The organism is Paraburkholderia sp. RL17-380-BIE-A (assembly GCF_046028085.1).
Taxonomy (GTDB): domain Bacteria; phylum Pseudomonadota; class Gammaproteobacteria; order Burkholderiales; family Burkholderiaceae; genus Paraburkholderia.
Genome location: NZ_JARESQ010000023.1, coordinates 133728 through 151385 on the forward strand (window position 1 = coordinate 133728; position 17658 = coordinate 151385).

A 17658-nucleotide genomic window follows, 5' to 3' on the forward strand; every position below is an offset into this window, starting at 1 on the left:
GGGCGATTCTGTATGGTGGGTCATCCACTTTATCCGAAGAGAGCGCGCATGACTTCCGCCGCCAACCAGCCATCGTCGCCGATCCGCACCGACGTCCTGATCGTGGGCGCGGGCCCCGTTGGGCTTTTTGCCGCTTTCGAGGCAGGCGTGATCGGCCTGTCGTGCCAGATCGTCGACGGGCTCGACAAGATCGGCGGCCAATGCATCGAGCTCTATCCGGACAAGCCAATCTACGATATTCCCGCCATTGTGTCCTGCACGGCGCGTGAACTGGTCGAGCGCCTGCTTGCGCAATGCAAGCCGTTCGACCCGCCGATTCATCTCGGTCAGCGGGTTGAATCGGTCGAGCAGGGCGACGACGGGCGCTGGACAGTCCGTACCGATCGCGGTCTCGTGTTCGATGTCGCCGCGATCCTGCTGGCGGCCGGCAACGGCGCGTTCGTGCCGCAGAAGCTGGCGCTGGCCGAAGCGGTGCCGCTGGAGTCGCGTCACGTGCACTACAGCGTGCCGCGTATTGCCGATTTCGCCGGCAAGACCGTGGTGGTGGCAGGCGGCGGGGACTCCGCGCTCGACTGGGCGTTGGCGCTGCGCAAGGTCGCGCGGCGGGTGACGCTGGTGCATCGGCGCAGCGGTTTCAGTGCGGCGGATTCGAGTGTCGAGTCGATGCGGCGCGCGGTCGAAGCGGGCGAGATGGACTTCATGGTCGGCGCGATTGCGGGCCTCCAGGTAGAGGACGATGCATTGAAGTCGATCACCTTGCGGCATATCGAGGGCGAGACGCAACTCGCGGCCGAGCACATCGTCGCGTTATATGGACTGGTTGCCGATCTCGGACCGATCGCGCAATGGGGGCTGTCGATTCACGCCGGCCGTGTCGATGTGGATACCTCCAACTACGAGAGCTCGCGGCCCGGCATCTTCGCGGTTGGCGACATTGCTAATTATCCCAACAAGCAGAAACTGATTCTGTCGGGTTTTCATGAGGCGTCGCTGGCACTGCGCAAAGCATACGCGTACGCGTATCCGGAGAAGAAGCGCGTGCACGTCCACTCCAGTTACGACGCGAAGCTGGCGGAAAAGGTCAGCGCTGCCGGTTAAATGTGCCGCGAAACTAGCGCATCGAGATCGGGCCGGCAGAGATCGGGAGAGGTCACTACCGGCTCTTTTCTACACGCCTTTTACTTTCCTGCGGATTCGCTGGCGCCGGCCGCCGCTCTGGCTTCCTTGTCCTTCTTTTTGGCCTCGTGGTGGCCGATTGCGCAACCCGCCGCCGCGCCCGCTACGCCGTGATCACCCGCAACGTGGCCGGCTACGCCGCCCACTACCGCGCCTTTGGTGCAGCCTTCCGCTTGCGCTGCGGTGTAAGTGAATGCCAATGTTGCAGCAAGGGCGAGGCTGGTAAATGCTCTTTTCAATTGCAACTCCTGTTCGTTTGATGATGGTGCGATCAGGCAGTAGCAATCGGGAGGCCTGGCCCGCCAGCTGGTGTTTTTCCACGTGGATTGCGGCGCGAAGCCCGCCGGCCAGTCCTTTGTTGGCACACCATAAACGGATGCGGCCAGCGGATGCCGGTGTATGCTTTTGCACGTAACCCTCATCCTTTGAAATCATGAAACAGCTCGATGTCCCTTCTACCGGTGAAAACGGCGAACCTGCCAAGGCTGCGGCGCCGGCTCGCATGAACCCGGCTGCCGATGTCGATTACTGGTCTCTGGTGCAGGCGATCGAAGACTATGCAATCTTCCTGCTCGATGCGACCGGGCGGATCGTCAGTTGTAATGGCGGGGCACTGAAACTGGCGGGTTACACAGACACGGATATTATCGGCGAGCACTTTTCGCGCTTCTACACCGAGGAAGCCGTGGCGCGCGGCTGGCCCGCCTACGAACTGCAACAGGCGTCGCTCACCGGCCGTTTCGAGGACGAAGGCTGGCGTGTCCGCAAGGACGGCACGACCTTCTGGTCGAACGTCGTGATCACGGCGATCCGCAACGACGCCGGCATTCTTACCGGCTTCGCCAAGATCACGCGCGACCTGACCGCGCAACGCGAGTACACGGAAGCGCTTCGGCAAAGCGAAGAGCGTTTCCGTTTGCTGGTCGACTGTGTCAAGGACTACGCGATATTCATGCTCGATCCGCAAGGCTATGTGGTGAGCTGGAATGCCGGCGCCGCGCGCATCAAAGGCTATACGCGCGATGAAATCGTCGGTCAGCATTTCTCGGTGTTCTACGTGCCGGAGGAAGCGGCGGCGGGCAAGCCCGCGCGTGAACTGGCGCTTGCCCGGCAACTCGGCCACGTCGAGGACGAAGGCTGGCGGGTGCGCAAGGACGGCACGACGTTCTGGGCCAACGTCAACATCACGGCGATACATGACGAATCGAACCGGCTGTGTGGTTTCGCCAAGGTCACGCGCGATCTGACCGAGCGGCGTCAGCGCGAAGAACTGGAGCGTTCGGGCGAACGCATGCGTCAGTTCCTCGCGACCCTCGCGCATGAATTGCGCAACCCGCTCGCGCCGGTGCGCAATGCGATCGGGGTGATGCAACTCGAAACCGGTGTCAGCCCCACGCTCGCGCGTTCGCGCGATCTGATCGACCGCCAGGTTACGCACCTCACTCGGCTTGTCGATGATCTGCTCGATGTCGGCCGCATCATGTCTAACAAGGTCGAGTTGCGCCTCGGCCGCATCGATCTGGCCGAGGTGGTGGCGCGCGGCGTCGAGGCAGCCCGGCCGTTTACGGACGCGCACGAGCAGCGCGTCGTGCTGCTTATGCCGGTCGAGCCGATCTTCGTTCGAGGCGATATGACGCGTCTCGTCCAGGTGCTGCAGAACCTCTTGCACAACGCGTCGAAATTTTCGCCGGTGGGCAGTGTGATTGAAATTTCGTCCCGCATCGATTTTCACATGGCCGTGCTCGAAGTGCGCGATAGCGGTTGCGGTATTCCTCTGCGCTCGCTCGACAAGATCTTCGAACTGTTCGCCCAGGAAAAAGATGCGCAGAGCTCGGGCGAAGGCGGGTTGGGCATCGGCCTCACGCTGTGCAAGTCACTCGTCGAGATGCACGGCGGCAGCATTGTCGCGAGCAGCGAGGGGCCGGGCAGCGGCAGTACGTTCACGCTGAGTCTGCCGCTGGCCGCCGCGCCGTCCGATGCAGCCAACGACGAGGCGAATGCGGCAAGCGGTCAGGTCGCGCCGTTGCGCATTCTGCTGGTCGACGACAATCGCGATTCCGCCGACAGTCTCGCGATGCTGCTCGAACTCAAAGGCCACGAAGTGCGCATTGCCTACGAGGGCGAGCAGGCGCTGCAGGTCGCGCCGCGCTTCGCGCCGCACCTCGCCGTGATCGACATCGCGATGCCGAAGATGGACGGCTACGCTACCATCGCGGTGCTGCGCAAGATGCCCGCGCTCGCCGATACGATGTACGCCGCGATGACCGGTTTCGGCCAGGCGTCGGATCGCGAGCGCACCCGCGGGGCCGGTTTCCACGCGCATCTCGTGAAGCCCGTGGAACTCGCGTTGTTCGATACGTTGCTCGCGGAGGTCGAGGCGCGGCGTAGCGGGCGCGCTACTGGCTAGCGCTCGAATCAGCCCGCGCTTCCTTCATTCCAGAGCGCGACAACAGTCTGCGCGTGCTTCCGCTTTCCTGAAGAAACCTTGGCGTGCTCCGCCTTTCGCCGGCTGAGGCACGCCGCTTGCTGTCCGCCTCGTATGGCCGGCGGTCCCTTTTGAGGATCTGCCGGCAATCGATCGAACAGCTTCAGGAGGCACGATGCTCGATACGCGTGAACGTGGGGCCGGCGTCACTACCCGGCCGCCGCACGGCTCCGGCCTGATCACCCCCGAGGCTCCGCAAAACGCGGGGCGTCGCGCGCGCACGGAAGCGAAACTTGCCGGATCGCTCGAAGATTATCTGCATGGCACGCGTTTCGATCCGAACGACTCCGTCGCCTTGGGCGGCGTGTTGAGCGCGCTGGTCGAACGCGGCTATGACCGTGCGCCGGTCGTGCCCTTGCCGGGCCACGGCGAGACGCTCGCGCGCTGGCGCGCGCTCGCCGCGGTGGCGGCGTGCGATCTCGGCCTCGTCAAACTGTTCGAAGGGCACACTGACGCGCTCGCTATTCTCGCGGAATTGCACGGCCCGGAGGCGCCGGCGGGAAGCCGCTGGGGTGTGTGGGCCGCCGAGCCGCCCGACGCGCGCGTCCAGGCCGTCAAAGTAGGATTCCGAAGCGATGGCGAAGGCCTTCATCTTACCGGTACGAAAGCGTGGTGCTCCGGCGCCGCTGTCGTCACGCATGCGCTCGTGACCGCGTGGCTGGATGGCGAACCGGTGCTTGCGGCCGTGGCGATGGATCAGCCGTCGATCACGATCGATACGTCGAAATGGCAAGCCGTCGGCATGCAGGCCACGGCGAGCGCCGACGTGACGTTCAACCAGGCTTGTGCAACGCTGGTGGGTGGCGCGCACGACTATGTGCGCCGGCCGGGCTTCTGGCACGGCGGCGCCGGTATCGCGGCGTGCTGGTACGGCGCCGCCGCGCAAATCGGCCGGATGCTGCAGGAAGCGTCCACGCAGCGGGCGGATTCGCATCGGCTTGCGCATCTCGGTGCGGTGGAGGTTGCCTTGGCGGGCGCCGCTGCGGTATTGCGCGAGACCGCGGCGCACATCGACGCCAATCCGCTGGCCGATTCGCAGCGCGGAGCGATGCGTGCCCGCCTCGTGGTGGAAGAAGCCGCGAGCGCCGTGATGAATCACGCAACGCGTACGCTCGGGGCCGGCCCGTTGTGCCGCAATGCGCGCTTCGCGCGTGCGCTGGCGGACCTGCCGGTGTTTCTGCGGCAAAGCCACGCGGAGCGCGATCTTGCCGCGCTCGGTGAGTTGAGCGCCGCCGCGGGAGCGGACGAGGCAGCCAAGGGCGGTGATGATCGCGATGCCGGAGGTGCCCCGTGGATGCTCTGACACCCGTCACGGAGGGCCGCTGACATGAGCTCGCCCGCCACCTACTTCGATGAACTCTATCAACAGAGCGACGATCCGTGGAAGCTGCGCGAAGGCTGGTACGAACGCCGCAAGCGCTCGCTCACGCTCGCGCTGCTGCCGCGTCCGCGCTACCGGAACGCGTTCGAACCCGGCTGTGCGAACGGCGAACTGACGGTTGAACTGGCGAGGCGCTGCGACATGCTGCTCGCCGCGGACCTGCACGCGCGCGCCGTGCAGTTGACGCGCGAGCGCGTCGGCGGCGCGCCGCAGGTTCGTGTCGAACAGCGCACGGTGCCGGGCGAGTGGCCAACCGAGGCCGGCCCGTTCGATCTGATCGTGATTAGCGAATTCGCTTACTACCTCGACGCCGCGGAACTCGAAACGCTGGCTTCGCGAGTCTCCGCGTCGCTCACGACGGACGGCACGCTGCTCGCCTGTCACTGGCGCCGGCCCTTCGCCGAAGCGCTCGAATCCGCGGACGCCGCGCATGCGTTGTTCGATGCACGCTGCGGCCTGTCGCGTCTCGCGCATCACGATGAAGCCGATCTGTTGATCGACGTCTGGTCGCGCGACGCCCGTTCGGTCGCGCAGCGCGAGGGGCTCCTATGATCGGCGTGATTGTTCCGGCGCATAACGAAGAGGCGTTGCTGGCGCCTTGCCTCGCGGCCCTGATCGAGGCGTCGCGTCATGAGGAGCTGGCGGGGGAAACGGTTCGCATCGTGGTGGTGCTCGACGACTGCGACGACTTTACCGGCGCGATTGCGCGTGCTTACGGTGTCGAGACGCTCACACTGAAAGCGCGCAATGTCGGCATTGCGCGTGCGAGCGGAGCGGACTTCCTGCTTGCGGATGGCGCGCGCTGGCTCGCGTTTACCGACGCCGACAGCCGAGTGTCGCCGGGTTGGCTCGTCGCCCAGCTTTCGCTCGACGCGGACGCGGTGTGCGGCTCGATTGCCGTCGACGACTGGACCCCGCATCCGCACAGCGTACGCGAATATTTCCGCAAGACTTACGTGGATGCGGACGGTCATCGACATATTCACGGTGCGAACCTCGGCGTATCGGCCGACGCGTACCGGCGCGCGGGTGGCTTTCCGCCGCTCACGTGCAGCGAGGATGTCGCGCTGGTGGATCGGCTGATCGCGATAGGTGCGCGTATCGCGTGGAGCGCGGCGCCGCGCGTGATTACGAGTGCGCGTGCGGCAGCTCGCGCGCGTGGTGGTTTCGGCGATACGTTGGCGGGGTGGGCGGTTGGTTGAAGCGGTCGGGTAAAGCGGTGCTCACAAGCAGTCGGCTAAAGCGACCGCATAAGGCGTACGGAGCCGCCCAATGTTTCCGGCGCGCGTAATCAACACTCGCCTAATCCGGCAGTACGCCGCGAGGAGGGTGGCATGATGGACGCAATCTTCCTGCTGTTCGGTCAGGGCAGGACACTCGATCCGCTACAGATGGCGGCTCGTTCGATCGTCGTATTTCTGGTCGCGCTTGTGCTGATCCGGATCTCAGGGCGGCGCTCGTTCGGACAACGCTCGCCGTTCGATTCCGTGGTGGTGATACTACTCGGTGCAACGCTGAGCCGGGCGATCGTCGGGGCATCGCCGTTTGTCGCAACGGTGGCGGCGTCGTTCGCGATCGTGGTGTGTCATCGTTTGCTGGCGTGGGCGTGTATTCGCTCGTCCGTGCTGGAGCGGCTGGTGGGCGGTGTCGAACGGGAAGTGTTCAGCAACGGCGAGTTCAACTCACGCGAAATGGACGCCGCGCTCATCACGCCGACCGATGTTCAGGAGAGCGTGCGCCAGAAAACCGGCTCACGTTCAATGAACGATGTGGCCGCGGCGATTCTCGAACGCAACGGTGAGGTGAGCGTGATCCGAAAGAAGGCCTGAAGCGTGCCCGTGCCGGGCGCGTAACCGATAAATCCGCCCAGCCGTTCAGTCGTTGAGCCGATCGACAACTAATCAGCCGCGACCGCCTCGCGAGATCTCCTCGCCCGCGCGATGTGGCATGCGCAGCGTGACCGGAATCGACGCGAACGAGCACAGGCCGACCACCAGAAATGCCGGCCAGAAATCCGACCACGTGATACCGGGATGGCCGTGCAGCACGCGCGAGATTTGCAGCACGATACCGCCGATCGTCACGCCCAGCCCGAGCGACATCTGCTGCACCACGCTGCCGAGACTCGTGGCGCGTCCCACGTCACGGCTGGCGATTTCCGCATAAGTCAGCGAGTTCAGACTCGTGAACTGCAACGCGGGGAAGAATCCGCCGAGCAGCACCACGATCCAGATGATCCACGTCGGCGTGCCGGGGAAGAACAGTCCGCAGGCCGCGATCGAGATTCCCGACAACGCGGCGTTGACCACCAGCACCGAACGAAAACCGAAACGATGCAGCACGCTCGAGGCGACCGTGCGCATGAACATGCCGCCGAATGCGGACGCGCAGGTGATCAGGCCGGATTCGAACGCGCTCATGCCGTGGCCTTCCTGCAGCATGAGCGGTAATAGAAACGGCAACGCGCCGAGGCCGATACGAAACAGCGAACCGCCGAGCACGCTCGCCTGGAACGTCGGCACTTTGAAAAAGCGCAAGTCCAGCAGCGGAAGCGGCACGCGCTGCGCGTAGGCGACATAAGCCGCGAGCAACATGGCGCCGCATGCGCACATGCCGAGCGCGTCGCGATTCGAAATCAGTTCGCCGCCGACCAGCGACAGCCCAAGCAGAAGCAACACCGCGCCGGCAGCCGAAAGAAAAAAACCGATCCAGTCGAGCGGACCCGGGTCCGGCTCGCGCGTGTTGGCGATGTGCCGGTTGGTCAGATAGATACCGAGAATGCCGATCGGCACGTTGATGAAGAAAATCAGCCGCCAGTGCAGATACGTGGTGATGAAGCCGCCGAGCAGCGGTCCGGCGGCGGGGCCGAGCATCGCGGGGACGCTCAGGTAGTTCATCGCGCGGATGAAGTCGGACTTGTGCACCACGCGGAAAATGATGATCCGCCCGACCGGCACCATCATCGCGCCGCCCACACCCTGCACGAAGCGCGCGAGCGTGAAGGTGGCGAGTGAGTTCGAAGCGGCGCACAGCAGCGAGCCCGTCACGAAAATGCCAATTGCCGTGCGGAAGATCGTGCGCGCGCCGAACCGGTCGGCGAGCCATCCGCACACGGGAATGAACACGCCGAGTCCCAGCACATAGCTCGTCACCGCGATTTTCAGCGTGACCGGATCGCGCCCGAAATCGCGCGCCATGGCCGGCAGCGCGGTGACGATCACATTCGCGTCGACACTTTCCATGAACATCGCGCACGCGACGATAAGGGGCGCAATCAGGGCTTTCTGGACGACGGTCATGAAGGCGGGCTGCGTCGGGCGTTCACGGTCAAAGAGGCATTATTGCACCTGTACGGTGCGCATGGTTAAAAGACAACGCTCCGATGTCACCCTTTTTAAGATTGTCTGCGTAGCGTCGGGCCTTGTACCGCAAAGGGCGGTCACTTTATTGATATTTGTTGCAGTGCGACAGAAGCTCGGTATAATCGGGTTATTGCCTAGGTATAAACCCTATACAGGAGTCTGTCATGAACACCGCTTCCAACGCCGCCGCCCGCGCTACTGTCTCCACGAGCAACACGTTCCTCGGCAAGCTGCGCGCACTGGCGCTGCATGCACTGAACCTCCATCTGCAAAATTGCGCGGTGATCGCTGAAGCGCATCGTCGTCCGGAGTAATCAAAAGCGGCGCGCTCTTCGCGCGCTGACTCCCAGAGCAGGGCGCAGCGTTGCGCCGCTGCTGTTTGCACGGCACGCTTTCGCGTGCCGTTGCGTGAGGTAGCCGCGAGGCCCGTTCGACAATGTCGAGCGTTGCTTCGCGCGCACGGATCGCTGCGCGTCATCAACGCGCTGATCAAAAGTGTCATCGACACCAGTGCGACCCGCTACTTGCGCTCCATCCCCATCCTGTCCGGCCGTCACCACGCGCCGTCGATTCTTCATTCGCAGCGCGCAAATAGCGTTTAAACTTCAGCCCCTGCCGAAAGGCGGTGCGTGTCGTTGCCATCCGATCGGCAATATCGACCGTTTATTCACGCGTTTCGCTCTGTCACGCCGCGTGCCGCATTCGATGCAGCGGGCCCAGGTTAAACCCCGCGTCAGGGCTCACACTGTCAACCTTTTCACCTCTGTGCCGTTATCCATTTGTAATCGCCAATAAGAGGCGACGCCGCGGCGGACGAATTGTCGTCGTGACAGCTCCAAGCAAGGCCCCGCATTGACCATGTTCCATCGATATAACAATAAATTCGACCGGCTAGGCGCGATGTTCGACCGTGCATCGAAAACGCTCTCTGACCGCGGGCTTCTCTCGCCCTTGCTCGCGCTAGTGCTTGGCGCGCTGCTGCTGGTCGTCTTGCAACATCTCTCGCAAGCGGTGGACTATCGCTCGGTGATGCGTCAGTTGCGTGAACTGACGGCCGGCGAATGGGCCGCCGCGCTCGGCGCCACCGCGCTCAGTTACGTGGCGCTGGTCGGCCGCGATGCCGTCGGTTTGCGCTATCTGGGCGCAGTCGTGCCGCGTGCAGCGCTGTGGATCGGTGCGACCGCGGGCTCCGCACTCGGTAATGCCACCGGTTTCGGTGCGCTGACAGGCGGCGCCGTGCGCGCGCGCGTCTACAGCGTGGCGAGCGTCACGCCCGCGCAGATCGGGCGCATGACGGTGTTCACGAGCGTCTCGCTCGCGCTCGCGCTAGTCCTGATGACGGCGCTCGGCATGCTCGGCGTGGCCGGCACGCTCGCGCCGATGCTGCATCTCGAACCGGTCACGCTGCGTTGGGGCGGTGCGGCGCTGCTCGTCGTGCTCGGACTGGCGGCCACCGCATGCCGCAGTGAAACGCGCCCGGTCCGCACGCGCTGGCAGTGGCTCTCGTTCGACATTCCCGCGCGCCGCGATCTGCTCGCGCAAGTGGCGCTCGCCGTCCTCGACGTGGTGGCCGCCGGCCTCGCTTTGTGGGCGCTGCTGCCGCATGCGGACGTGAGCTTCTTAACCTTCATCACGGTCTACGCCGCGGCCATGCTACTCGGCATGATTGGCCATACGCCGGGGGGCGTCGGCGTGTTCGAGGCGGCGATGGTGTTCACGCTGAACGGTAGCGTGCAAACGCATCATATGGTTGCCGCGTTACTCGCGTATCGTGCGATTTACTTCGGTGTCCCGTTGATCGTCTCGGCCGCGCTGCTCGCCGGTTTCGAGGGACGGGCGCTGAAAAGCCGACTGCCGTTTCAACACGCGGCCGCCGCCTCGAAGCTCGCGCCGCTGTTCCTGAGTCTCGTCACGTTCGTGGTGGGTGGCATGCTGGTGATTTCCAGCGCGACGCCCGCGTTCTGGCAACGCATCCGCATTCTGCGCGACGTGCTGCCGCTGTGGGTGCTCGAAAGTTCGCAGATGCTCTGCAGCGTGCTCGGCGTGCTGCTGCTGTTCGTCGCGCGTGGTTTGCTGCGGCGGCTGGACGCCGCGTGGTGGATGACGCTCATGCTGGCAGTGCTGAGTCTCGCGTTGTCGTTGACCAAAGGTCTTGCGTTCGTGGAAGCCGGCGTGCTCGGCATGCTGATCATGTTGCTGCTGTCCACGCGCCAGCGTTTCAACCGTCATTCCTCGCTGTTCGCCGAGCGTTTTACCGCGGGCTGGCTGGTCTCGGTTGCGATGGTGCTGATGCTCGCCACGTGGGTCATGCTGTTTGCTTTTCGCGACGTGCCGTACACGCGCGACCTGTGGTGGCAATTCGCCTTCGACGAACGCGCGCCGCGTGCGCTGCGCGCGACGCTGGCCGCCAGCCTCTTTGCGGCGGTGTTCTCGTTCTGGCAGTTGCTGCGTCCCGCACCGGGCCGCTTCGTCAAGCCGGCGCCGGAAGATCTGCACGACGCGGCGCGCATCGTTCGCGCGCAGGAGCGTAGCGACGCCGGCCTCGCGCTGATGGGCGACAAGAGCTTCCTGTTCTCCGAGTCGCGTCAGGCTTTTCTGATGTACGCGAAATATGGCCGCACATGGGCCGCTTTGCACGATCCGGTGGGGCCGCGCGAAGAGTGGGCCGCTCTGATCAGCAAGTTCGTCGCGCTCGCGCATGCCCACGGCGGGCGCGCGGCGTTTTATCAGGTGCGCGCCAACGCGTTGCCGCTTTATCTCGACGCCGGTCTCACGCTGATGAAACTCGGTGAAGAAGCGCATGTCGTGCTCGACGACTTCGATCTGAAGGGCTCGCATCGCGCGCATCTTCGCTATGCGCTCAAGCGCGGCGAGCGTGATGGCTTCACCGTCGAAGTGATCGATCAGGCGCACGTGCCCGCGTCGCTCGAAACGCTGCGCGAGATTTCCGATGGCTGGCTCGACAGCCGCGACGCGCGCGAAAAGAGCTTTTCGGTCGCCGCATTCACGGATGAGTACCTCGCGGCGCAATCGGTGATGCTGGTGCGTCAGAACGGCGAGCCGGCCGCATTCGTCACCTTCATGACAACCGATATGAACACCGAAGCGACGGTCGGCGTGATGCGTCATGTGGCAAGCGCATCGCCTTATGCAATGGAATATCTGTTCACGCAACTTGCGCTGCATCTGAAGCAGGCGGGCTTCCGCTCGCTCAGCCTCGGCATCGCGCCGCTGTCCGGCATGCAGCCCACGCCGCTCGCTTCGCGCTGGCACCGGTTCGCCGGCATCGTGTGGCGTTTCGGCGGCCATTTCTATAATTTCCGCGGACTGCGCGCTTTCAAGAGCAAATTCCAGCCGCATTGGGAGCCGCGCTATCTCGCGGCGTCGGGTTCGGTGGGCGTGTTCTTCACGCTCGCGGACCTGTCATTGCTGGCGGGAGGCCGGCGTTCATGACATTGCATTCGTTCTTCCGGGCCGCCGTGGTGGCGGGCCTCGTGATTGGCGGCGCGCTTGCGCACGCCGCGACCACCACCGTGCCAGGCGGCCGTTATGGCGACGTGAAGGTCACGCAGCCGGAAGGTCCGTTGCGCGGCTTCGTGGTGCTGTACTCGCAAGCCAGCGGCTGGAGCGCGGCGGATCAGCAAAGCGCCGATGCGCTTGCGAAGGCCGGTGCGTTGACCGTCGGCGTCGACACCGCCCGCTATGCGGCCAATCTCGGCGCGAAGAAAGAAGCCTGCCATCAGCTGGTGGGTGATGCCGAAGCGTTGAGCCACCAGCTCGAACGGCAGTCGCAATCGAGCCACTATTTCGCGCCGATCGTCGTGGGTACCGGGCAGGGCGCGACGCTCGCCATGCACGTGCTCGAACAGGCACCCTCGAATACGATTGCCGGCGCGGTCGCGGTGGACGCCGAGCGCACGCTCGATCCGCGCTTCCAGCCGTGTCCGCCGGATCCGACGGTGATCCGCGACAAGGTGCCGGGTTTCATCGAAAAAGTGGCTACGGGTAGCGCCGATCGCACGCGGCTCGTTGCGTTGGTCACGCCACATCTGCAAGCGGTGTCGACGAGCGATGACGATGTGTCCGATCTGCCGCTGATCGAATTGCCGGCAGCGCATCCGAACGGCCTGATGGCGATCGTGATATCCGGCGACGGCGGTTGGCGCGATCTCGACAAGACCATCGCCCAGGCTTTGCAGAAAGACGGCGTCTCCGTGATCGGCTGGGACAGCTTGCGCTATTTCTGGAGCGAGAAGCCGCCTGCGCAAACCAGCCGCGACCTCGCGCGGATGATGCAAACCTACGGCGCACGCTGGAACGCACAGCACGTCGCGCTCGTCGGCTATTCGTTTGGTGCGGACGTGATGCCGTTCGCCTATAACCGTCTGCCGCCCGCGTTGCGCGAGAAGGTATCGCTGATCGCGTTGCTCGGCTTCGCGCCGGACGCCGACTTTCAGATCCGCGTGGGCGGCTGGCTCGGCATGCCGGCAAGCGACAAGGCACTGAAAGTCCAGCCGGAATTGACCCGTGTGCCGCCCGCGATCGTGCAGTGCTTCTACGGCGAGAACGAAAAAGACACCTTGTGTCCGTCGCTGACGAAAACCGGCGTGGAAGTGATTCGCACCTCGGGCGATCACCACTTCGGCGGCGATTACAACTCGCTGGAACAGCGCATTCTGAGCGCCTTCAGGAAGCAGAGCGGCGTGCGCAACTGATATCGCCGCAGCGCCCCGGCGTGCTGACGGCGGCACGCCGACGAATGCTCATTCGTCTGTTGAGAGCGCTATCGCACATAGGCCGGACTCACCGGCATCTATGATCCTTACAAAGACCTGACCGTCGGGCTCATCAAGCGGTAGCGCGCGAAGAGCCTGCGTGGCCGGTTGCTGTCCGCGTCTTTGTCTTGTGAATTCTCCTACGATAATGCAGCACGCCGCCGGGTAGCTCAGTTGCCCGGCAGCGGGCTACTGGCATGGCTGGCCGCCACTCCGGCACGCTCGCGCGACCGGGTGGGGAACGCCGGTACTGTGCCCCATGCGTCGAGGCCGTGAATGCTGGATTCATTCTTCTTCGATACTGCCGCGCGTGAGCCGGATCGTCCCGCGCTATGGGTCGACGAGCGCTCGTATTCCTACGGCGAGGTTGCCTCGCGAGCCTGTCGGATCGCGGCCGCCTTGGGCCCGGTATTGCCAGCCGGCCAAGCGCGACGCTGCCTGTTGTTCGCCCATCGCAGCATAGATGCCTATGCGGGTTTGCTAGGAATCCTCAGGGCTGGTTGCGCTTACGTGCCGCTCAATCCCAACGTGCCGGTTGCACGTATTGCCGCGGTAATCGAGCAATCGGGCGCGTCCGTCATGCTGGTCGACCGGCGATGCGCCGTATTACTCGACGAAGTGGTGTCGCTGCTGGACGAGTCGCCGAAAATTCTCCTGCTCGACGACGTAAGCGAAGAAGTCAGAACAGTCTCCCAGGAATTCAGGGAGACATCCCCTGTCTGCGAGGCATCTGCCCGCTGCGCGCAGACGCGGCTACCTGACGGGCCAAACGAGGCCGAAGCGGCCAGTCCTCGCGCGTTGCACGACCAGGCCTACGTTCTGTTCACGTCAGGCTCGACCGGCGCACCCAAGGGCGTACCGATTTCGCACGAGAATGCTTGCGCCTATGTGACGGGGCAACTGGAATTGTTCGAAAAGCTTCCCGAAGCGCGCTACGTGCAGTTATGCGAGCTTTCCTTCGATCCCTCGGTGCACGACATGTTCGTGTGCTGGGCCAACGGCGCATGCCTGTTTGTACCGAAGACGGTCGAGCCGATCTACAACGCGGCCTTCATCAAGGAACACGCAATCACGCATTGGAGCAGCGTGCCTTCTGTCGCGGCCTTCATGCAGCAGTTCCGCAAATTGCAGCCGGACGAATTCCCCAGCCTGCGCGTGACGCTGTTCGGCGGTGAACCGCTGCAGCTTCAGCTGGTGCAAGCGTGGCGGCGCGCCGCGCCGAACAGCCGGGTTCTCAACATGTACGGGCCGACTGAAACGACGGTTGCGTGCACCACCTTCGAAGTCACTGCGGCATTTCTCGCCGATCCGCGCCACACGGTGATGCCGCTTGGCCGTGCGTTACCGGGCATGGAGTTGTTGATCGTGGACGCCGCGCTCGAACCGGTCGCGCCGGGCATCAGCGGTGAATTGCTGATTGGTGGCCCGCAGGTCGCGTCCGGGTATCTGTCGGCGGATGACCCCGGCAATCGCCGATTCATTTCGAACCTGTATCCGGGCTGCCGCGCGTCGCGCTGGTATCGGAGCGCTGACGCCGCGCGCGAAGTGCCCGGTCAGGGAATCGTGTTTCAAGGCCGGCTGGATACGCAGATCAAGATTCGCGGCAACCGTATCGAGCTCGAAGAAGTCGAGCATGTCGTTCGATCATGCAGTCAGGCGGCGCTATGCGCGGTCATCGCGTGGCCGGTCGACGAAGTGGGGCGCGCGGCTGGCCTGGTGGCTTTCGTGGCGTGTGCGCAACGCGGTGCCGCGCGGATTCTGCAGGCATGCCGTGAGCGCTTGCCGGCGTATGCCGTACCGCAACGGGTCGTGATGCTGGACACGTTGCCGCTGAATGTAAATGGCAAGGTCGACAAGAGGGCTCTCGCTGAGCACTGTGTGACCGGCGACGTGCTCACCTGAGCGCGGTGCGGCAACGTCTTCTTGTGCGCGCTCGATGGATGAGTGCCGCGTTGAAAAATTGAAGTATCGGGGAAATCAGAATGAAGACTCATGTGCGCCGCATTCTTCGCCAGACCGCCTGTCTCGCCGTATCGGTCGATACGCTCGGCGATCAGGATGGTCTCTACGCCGCCGGCTTGTCGTCGCTCGGCGCTGTCCGCGTGATGATGGCCATCGAGGACGAATTCGCCGTGGAGATTCCAGGCGCGCTGATCACGCATGAGATGTTTGAAAGCATCGATTCCCTCGCAAGCGTGATCGCGCTCATCGTGCCGGAGGAGTCGATTGCAACGCGAACCTGAAGTAGCGCTGCGTCGGCCGATCACGCCCGCTCAGCTCACCATGACACCCGTTACGTTCGGCGGCTGTTTCGGATGGCTGCATCGCCCGGCAGGCACGCAACCCGAAACGGGCGTCGTGCTGTGCAACCCGTTCGGCTATGAAGCACTGTGCACTTATCGAGGCTGGCGTGACCTCGCCGACAGGCTCGCCGCGCGCGGTATCGCGGTGCTGCGCTTCGACTATCCCGGCACGGGCGATTCGAGCGGCAACGAAGACGACCCGCAACGCATGCGTGCGTGGCTCGACAGCATCGAAGCGGCAGCGCTGTGGCTGCGCGCCGAAACCGCGGTGACGCGCCTGAGTCTGTGCGGGCTGCGTTTTGGCGCGACGCTGGCGGCGCTGGCCGCCGAACAGATGGGCGGCGTCGACGATCTGGTGCTGCTCATGCCAGTCAGTTCGGGCAAGGGCTACATGCGTGAGCTGGAGCTTCAGCATCAGAGTTGGCTCAGTTCGCAGCAGGCGCTCGGAGTCAGCCTCGGTGATGAGGCCGCCAACACGGTCGGAGCACACGGCTTCCGTTTGTATCCGGATACGCTCGAAGCGCTCGCCACGGTCGATCTCGAACGGACTACGCAATCGCCCGCGCGGCGCGTCTTACTGCAGGATCTGAATGAGAGCGTGCGTCTGAAGCGCGTGGCCACGCATTATCAGACGCACGGTGCGTCAACCGATCTGCAATTTTTCGGCGAATACGGCAAGTTTCTGGTCAATCCCAGTTACAGCGAAACCCCGGATCAGGCGTTCGCGAGCGTGCTCGAATGGTTCGGTGCCGCCGCGCTCACTGAACCCGAGCCGCGCGTCGAGATGCTTGCGGGCGCAACGACCGCGCAGATCGATTTCGCGCATGGGCGCGAAACGCCGGTGGTGTTTGAGGGCGGCGGCTATGCCGGCGTGTTCTGTCAGCCGCGGCGAGCGTGTGAAGGTGCGCCGGCCGTATTGTTCGTCAATACCGGCGGCGTGCACCGTATCGGCGATGGCCGCTTCACGGTGCTGATGGCGCGCTATCTGGCGGCCAAGGGCATCGCCTCGTTGCGCATGGACTTGAGCGGCATCGGCGATAGTCAGCGTCGTGACGCCGCGCTGTCGCTCGACAAGGTGTACGCGCAATATGCGCTCGCGGATGCCAAAGCGGGTGTCGATTGGCTCGTGGCGGCAGGGTATCCGGAAACCGTGATGTTCGGCGTGTGCACAGGTGCCTACGTCAGCCTGCATACGGCGCAGACGCACCCGGCAGTGGTGGGTTGCGCGGCCGTCAATCTGCCGTTTTTCACGTGGGATGGCGCGCAAACGCGGCCCGGCGCTCGCCATATGGCGGCGAGCGTCGTCTACCGGCGCGCCATGCGCGATCCGCGTAAATGGCTACGTTTGTTGACCGGCCAGGCAAATGGCCGGACGATCGCGATCGAACTCGCTCGGCGTTTGGGCGCGCGCCTTTCCTCTCGCGCCGGTAAAGGGCTCGAGTGGCTGCTCGGCCAACGCACGCCGGGCGGCGTAGTGCGCAGACTCGTTCTCGACCTGGAGCGCAAGGGTGTGCAGACGTCATTGATCTATGGTTCGCTCGATGAAGGACTGGACGCACTGGAAATTCATTTCGGACCCCGTGGTAATCGCCTCGATAAGCTGAATAACATCGATGTGAAACTGATCGGCAAGGTCGACCATGCGCTCTTTTCACAGTCCGCGCGTAACGCGGTGATGGCGCAGTTCGACCGGTTTCTGCGCGAGCGTATCTTGAATGCGCGGCGTCCAGCCGCCGTGCCGGATCACGGGTTGCACGTCGCGCAGGCTCTACAGCGTTGAGATCGACGGGTGCGGTTTGGGATAGCTGTGACGCTGTTCACTATCGCGCGTAAGCGCCGCGTCCGGCAGGGTTGTGCGCAATGCAGAGCGCTCAACCCTGCGCGCATCGCAATCAACAGGGATTGACAAAGCGCCTCAAGTCAACGAAGATCGAACGCATGAACTGCCTCGACATCCGTATTGCGCTGATTATTAGCATCATTCATCGAATGGTGGGTTAGCGCGCGTCTGATAGCAGTGACACATAACCCGCCACACGAGGCGGGTTTTTTTATGTCCGCTGCAACCTGCCTCCTGGTGAACTCTCTGCTGATTTGTCCTTGCCGCACAGGAGCTTGCCTTGTCGTTACACGAACTCAAACGGGCGGCCGAAGCCGCTGATAGCGTCGCGCTTCG

General features: G+C 63.9%; 14 protein-coding genes. 12 read left to right on the forward strand and 2 right to left on the reverse strand.

The window, feature by feature from the left end; genetic code table 11:
• Positions 1-48 precede the first annotated feature (48 nt).
• On the forward strand, positions 49-1098 hold the full coding sequence (locus P0D68_RS30935) for an NAD(P)/FAD-dependent oxidoreductase (RefSeq protein ID WP_408298151.1): 1050 nt from the start codon (positions 49-51) through the stop codon (positions 1096-1098).
• An 80-nt stretch (positions 1099-1178) separates the two neighbouring features.
• On the opposite strand, the gene P0D68_RS30940 is transcribed toward P0D68_RS30935, so the two are convergent.
• Positions 1179-1415 carry a hypothetical protein gene (locus tag P0D68_RS30940; RefSeq protein ID WP_091800452.1) on the reverse strand — a complete coding sequence of 79 codons (237 nt, stop codon included), beginning with the start codon at positions 1413-1415 and terminating at the stop codon, positions 1179-1181.
• Between the two features lie 194 nt (positions 1416-1609).
• Here P0D68_RS30940 and P0D68_RS30945 point away from each other — a divergent pair, with 194 nt between their 5' ends.
• The 5 genes from P0D68_RS30945 (at position 1610) to P0D68_RS30965 (ending at position 6871) form a co-directional block, all read left to right on the forward strand.
• Positions 1610-3583 (forward strand): PAS domain-containing hybrid sensor histidine kinase/response regulator, encoded by a 1974-nt coding sequence (locus P0D68_RS30945; RefSeq protein ID WP_408298149.1) that lies wholly within the window; start codon positions 1610-1612, stop codon positions 3581-3583.
• Between the two features lie 193 nt (positions 3584-3776).
• Positions 3777-4964, forward strand: a complete 1188-nt coding sequence (locus tag P0D68_RS30950; protein ID WP_408298147.1) for an acyl-CoA dehydrogenase family protein — start codon at positions 3777-3779, stop codon at positions 4962-4964.
• Between the two features lie 24 nt (positions 4965-4988).
• Positions 4989-5594 (forward strand): SAM-dependent methyltransferase, encoded by a 606-nt coding sequence (locus tag P0D68_RS30955; RefSeq protein ID WP_408298145.1) that lies wholly within the window; start codon positions 4989-4991, stop codon positions 5592-5594.
• Complete coding sequence (locus P0D68_RS30960) at positions 5591-6244, forward strand: glycosyltransferase family 2 protein (RefSeq protein ID WP_408298143.1); 654 nt, start codon at positions 5591-5593, stop codon at positions 6242-6244. Before P0D68_RS30955 ends, P0D68_RS30960 begins: the two co-directional genes overlap by 4 nt.
• Positions 6245-6376: 132 nt before the next feature.
• Positions 6377-6871 (forward strand): DUF421 domain-containing protein, encoded by a 495-nt coding sequence (locus tag P0D68_RS30965; protein WP_408298141.1) that lies wholly within the window; start codon positions 6377-6379, stop codon positions 6869-6871.
• A gap of 72 nt (positions 6872-6943) precedes the next feature.
• On the opposite strand, the gene P0D68_RS30970 is transcribed toward P0D68_RS30965, so the two are convergent.
• Positions 6944-8341: an MFS transporter gene (locus P0D68_RS30970; RefSeq protein WP_408187172.1), complete on the reverse strand. Its 1398-nt coding sequence runs from the start codon at positions 8339-8341 to the stop codon at positions 6944-6946.
• Positions 8342-8568: 227 nt separating this feature from the next.
• Here P0D68_RS30970 and P0D68_RS30975 point away from each other — a divergent pair, with 227 nt between their 5' ends.
• The 6 genes from P0D68_RS30975 to P0D68_RS31000 all read left to right on the forward strand — a co-directional run bounded on the left by P0D68_RS30975 (position 8569) and on the right by P0D68_RS31000 (position 17262).
• Positions 8569-8718: a hypothetical protein gene (locus P0D68_RS30975; protein WP_177204974.1), complete on the forward strand. Its 150-nt coding sequence runs from the start codon at positions 8569-8571 to the stop codon at positions 8716-8718.
• A 586-nt stretch (positions 8719-9304) separates the two neighbouring features.
• Positions 9305-11857, forward strand: a complete 2553-nt coding sequence (gene mprF, locus P0D68_RS30980) for a bifunctional lysylphosphatidylglycerol flippase/synthetase MprF (RefSeq protein WP_408298301.1) — start codon at positions 9305-9307, stop codon at positions 11855-11857.
• A complete protein-coding gene (locus P0D68_RS30985; protein ID WP_408298139.1) occupies positions 11854-13119 on the forward strand; it encodes a virulence factor family protein in 1266 nt (421 codons plus the stop codon). The genes mprF and P0D68_RS30985 overlap by 4 nt, the downstream gene beginning before the upstream one ends.
• A gap of 336 nt (positions 13120-13455) precedes the next feature.
• A complete protein-coding gene (locus P0D68_RS30990; RefSeq protein WP_408298137.1) occupies positions 13456-15081 on the forward strand; it encodes an amino acid adenylation domain-containing protein in 1626 nt (541 codons plus the stop codon).
• 80 nt (positions 15082-15161) lie between these two features.
• Positions 15162-15422, forward strand: a complete 261-nt coding sequence (locus P0D68_RS30995; RefSeq protein WP_091793813.1) for an acyl carrier protein — start codon at positions 15162-15164, stop codon at positions 15420-15422.
• The gene (locus tag P0D68_RS31000; RefSeq protein WP_408298135.1) at positions 15406-17262 is read left to right on the forward strand and encodes a serine aminopeptidase domain-containing protein; all 1857 of its coding nucleotides are present in this window, start codon (positions 15406-15408) and stop codon (positions 17260-17262) included. The genes P0D68_RS30995 and P0D68_RS31000 overlap by 17 nt, the downstream gene beginning before the upstream one ends.
• The last annotated feature ends 396 nt before the right edge of the window (positions 17263-17658 follow it).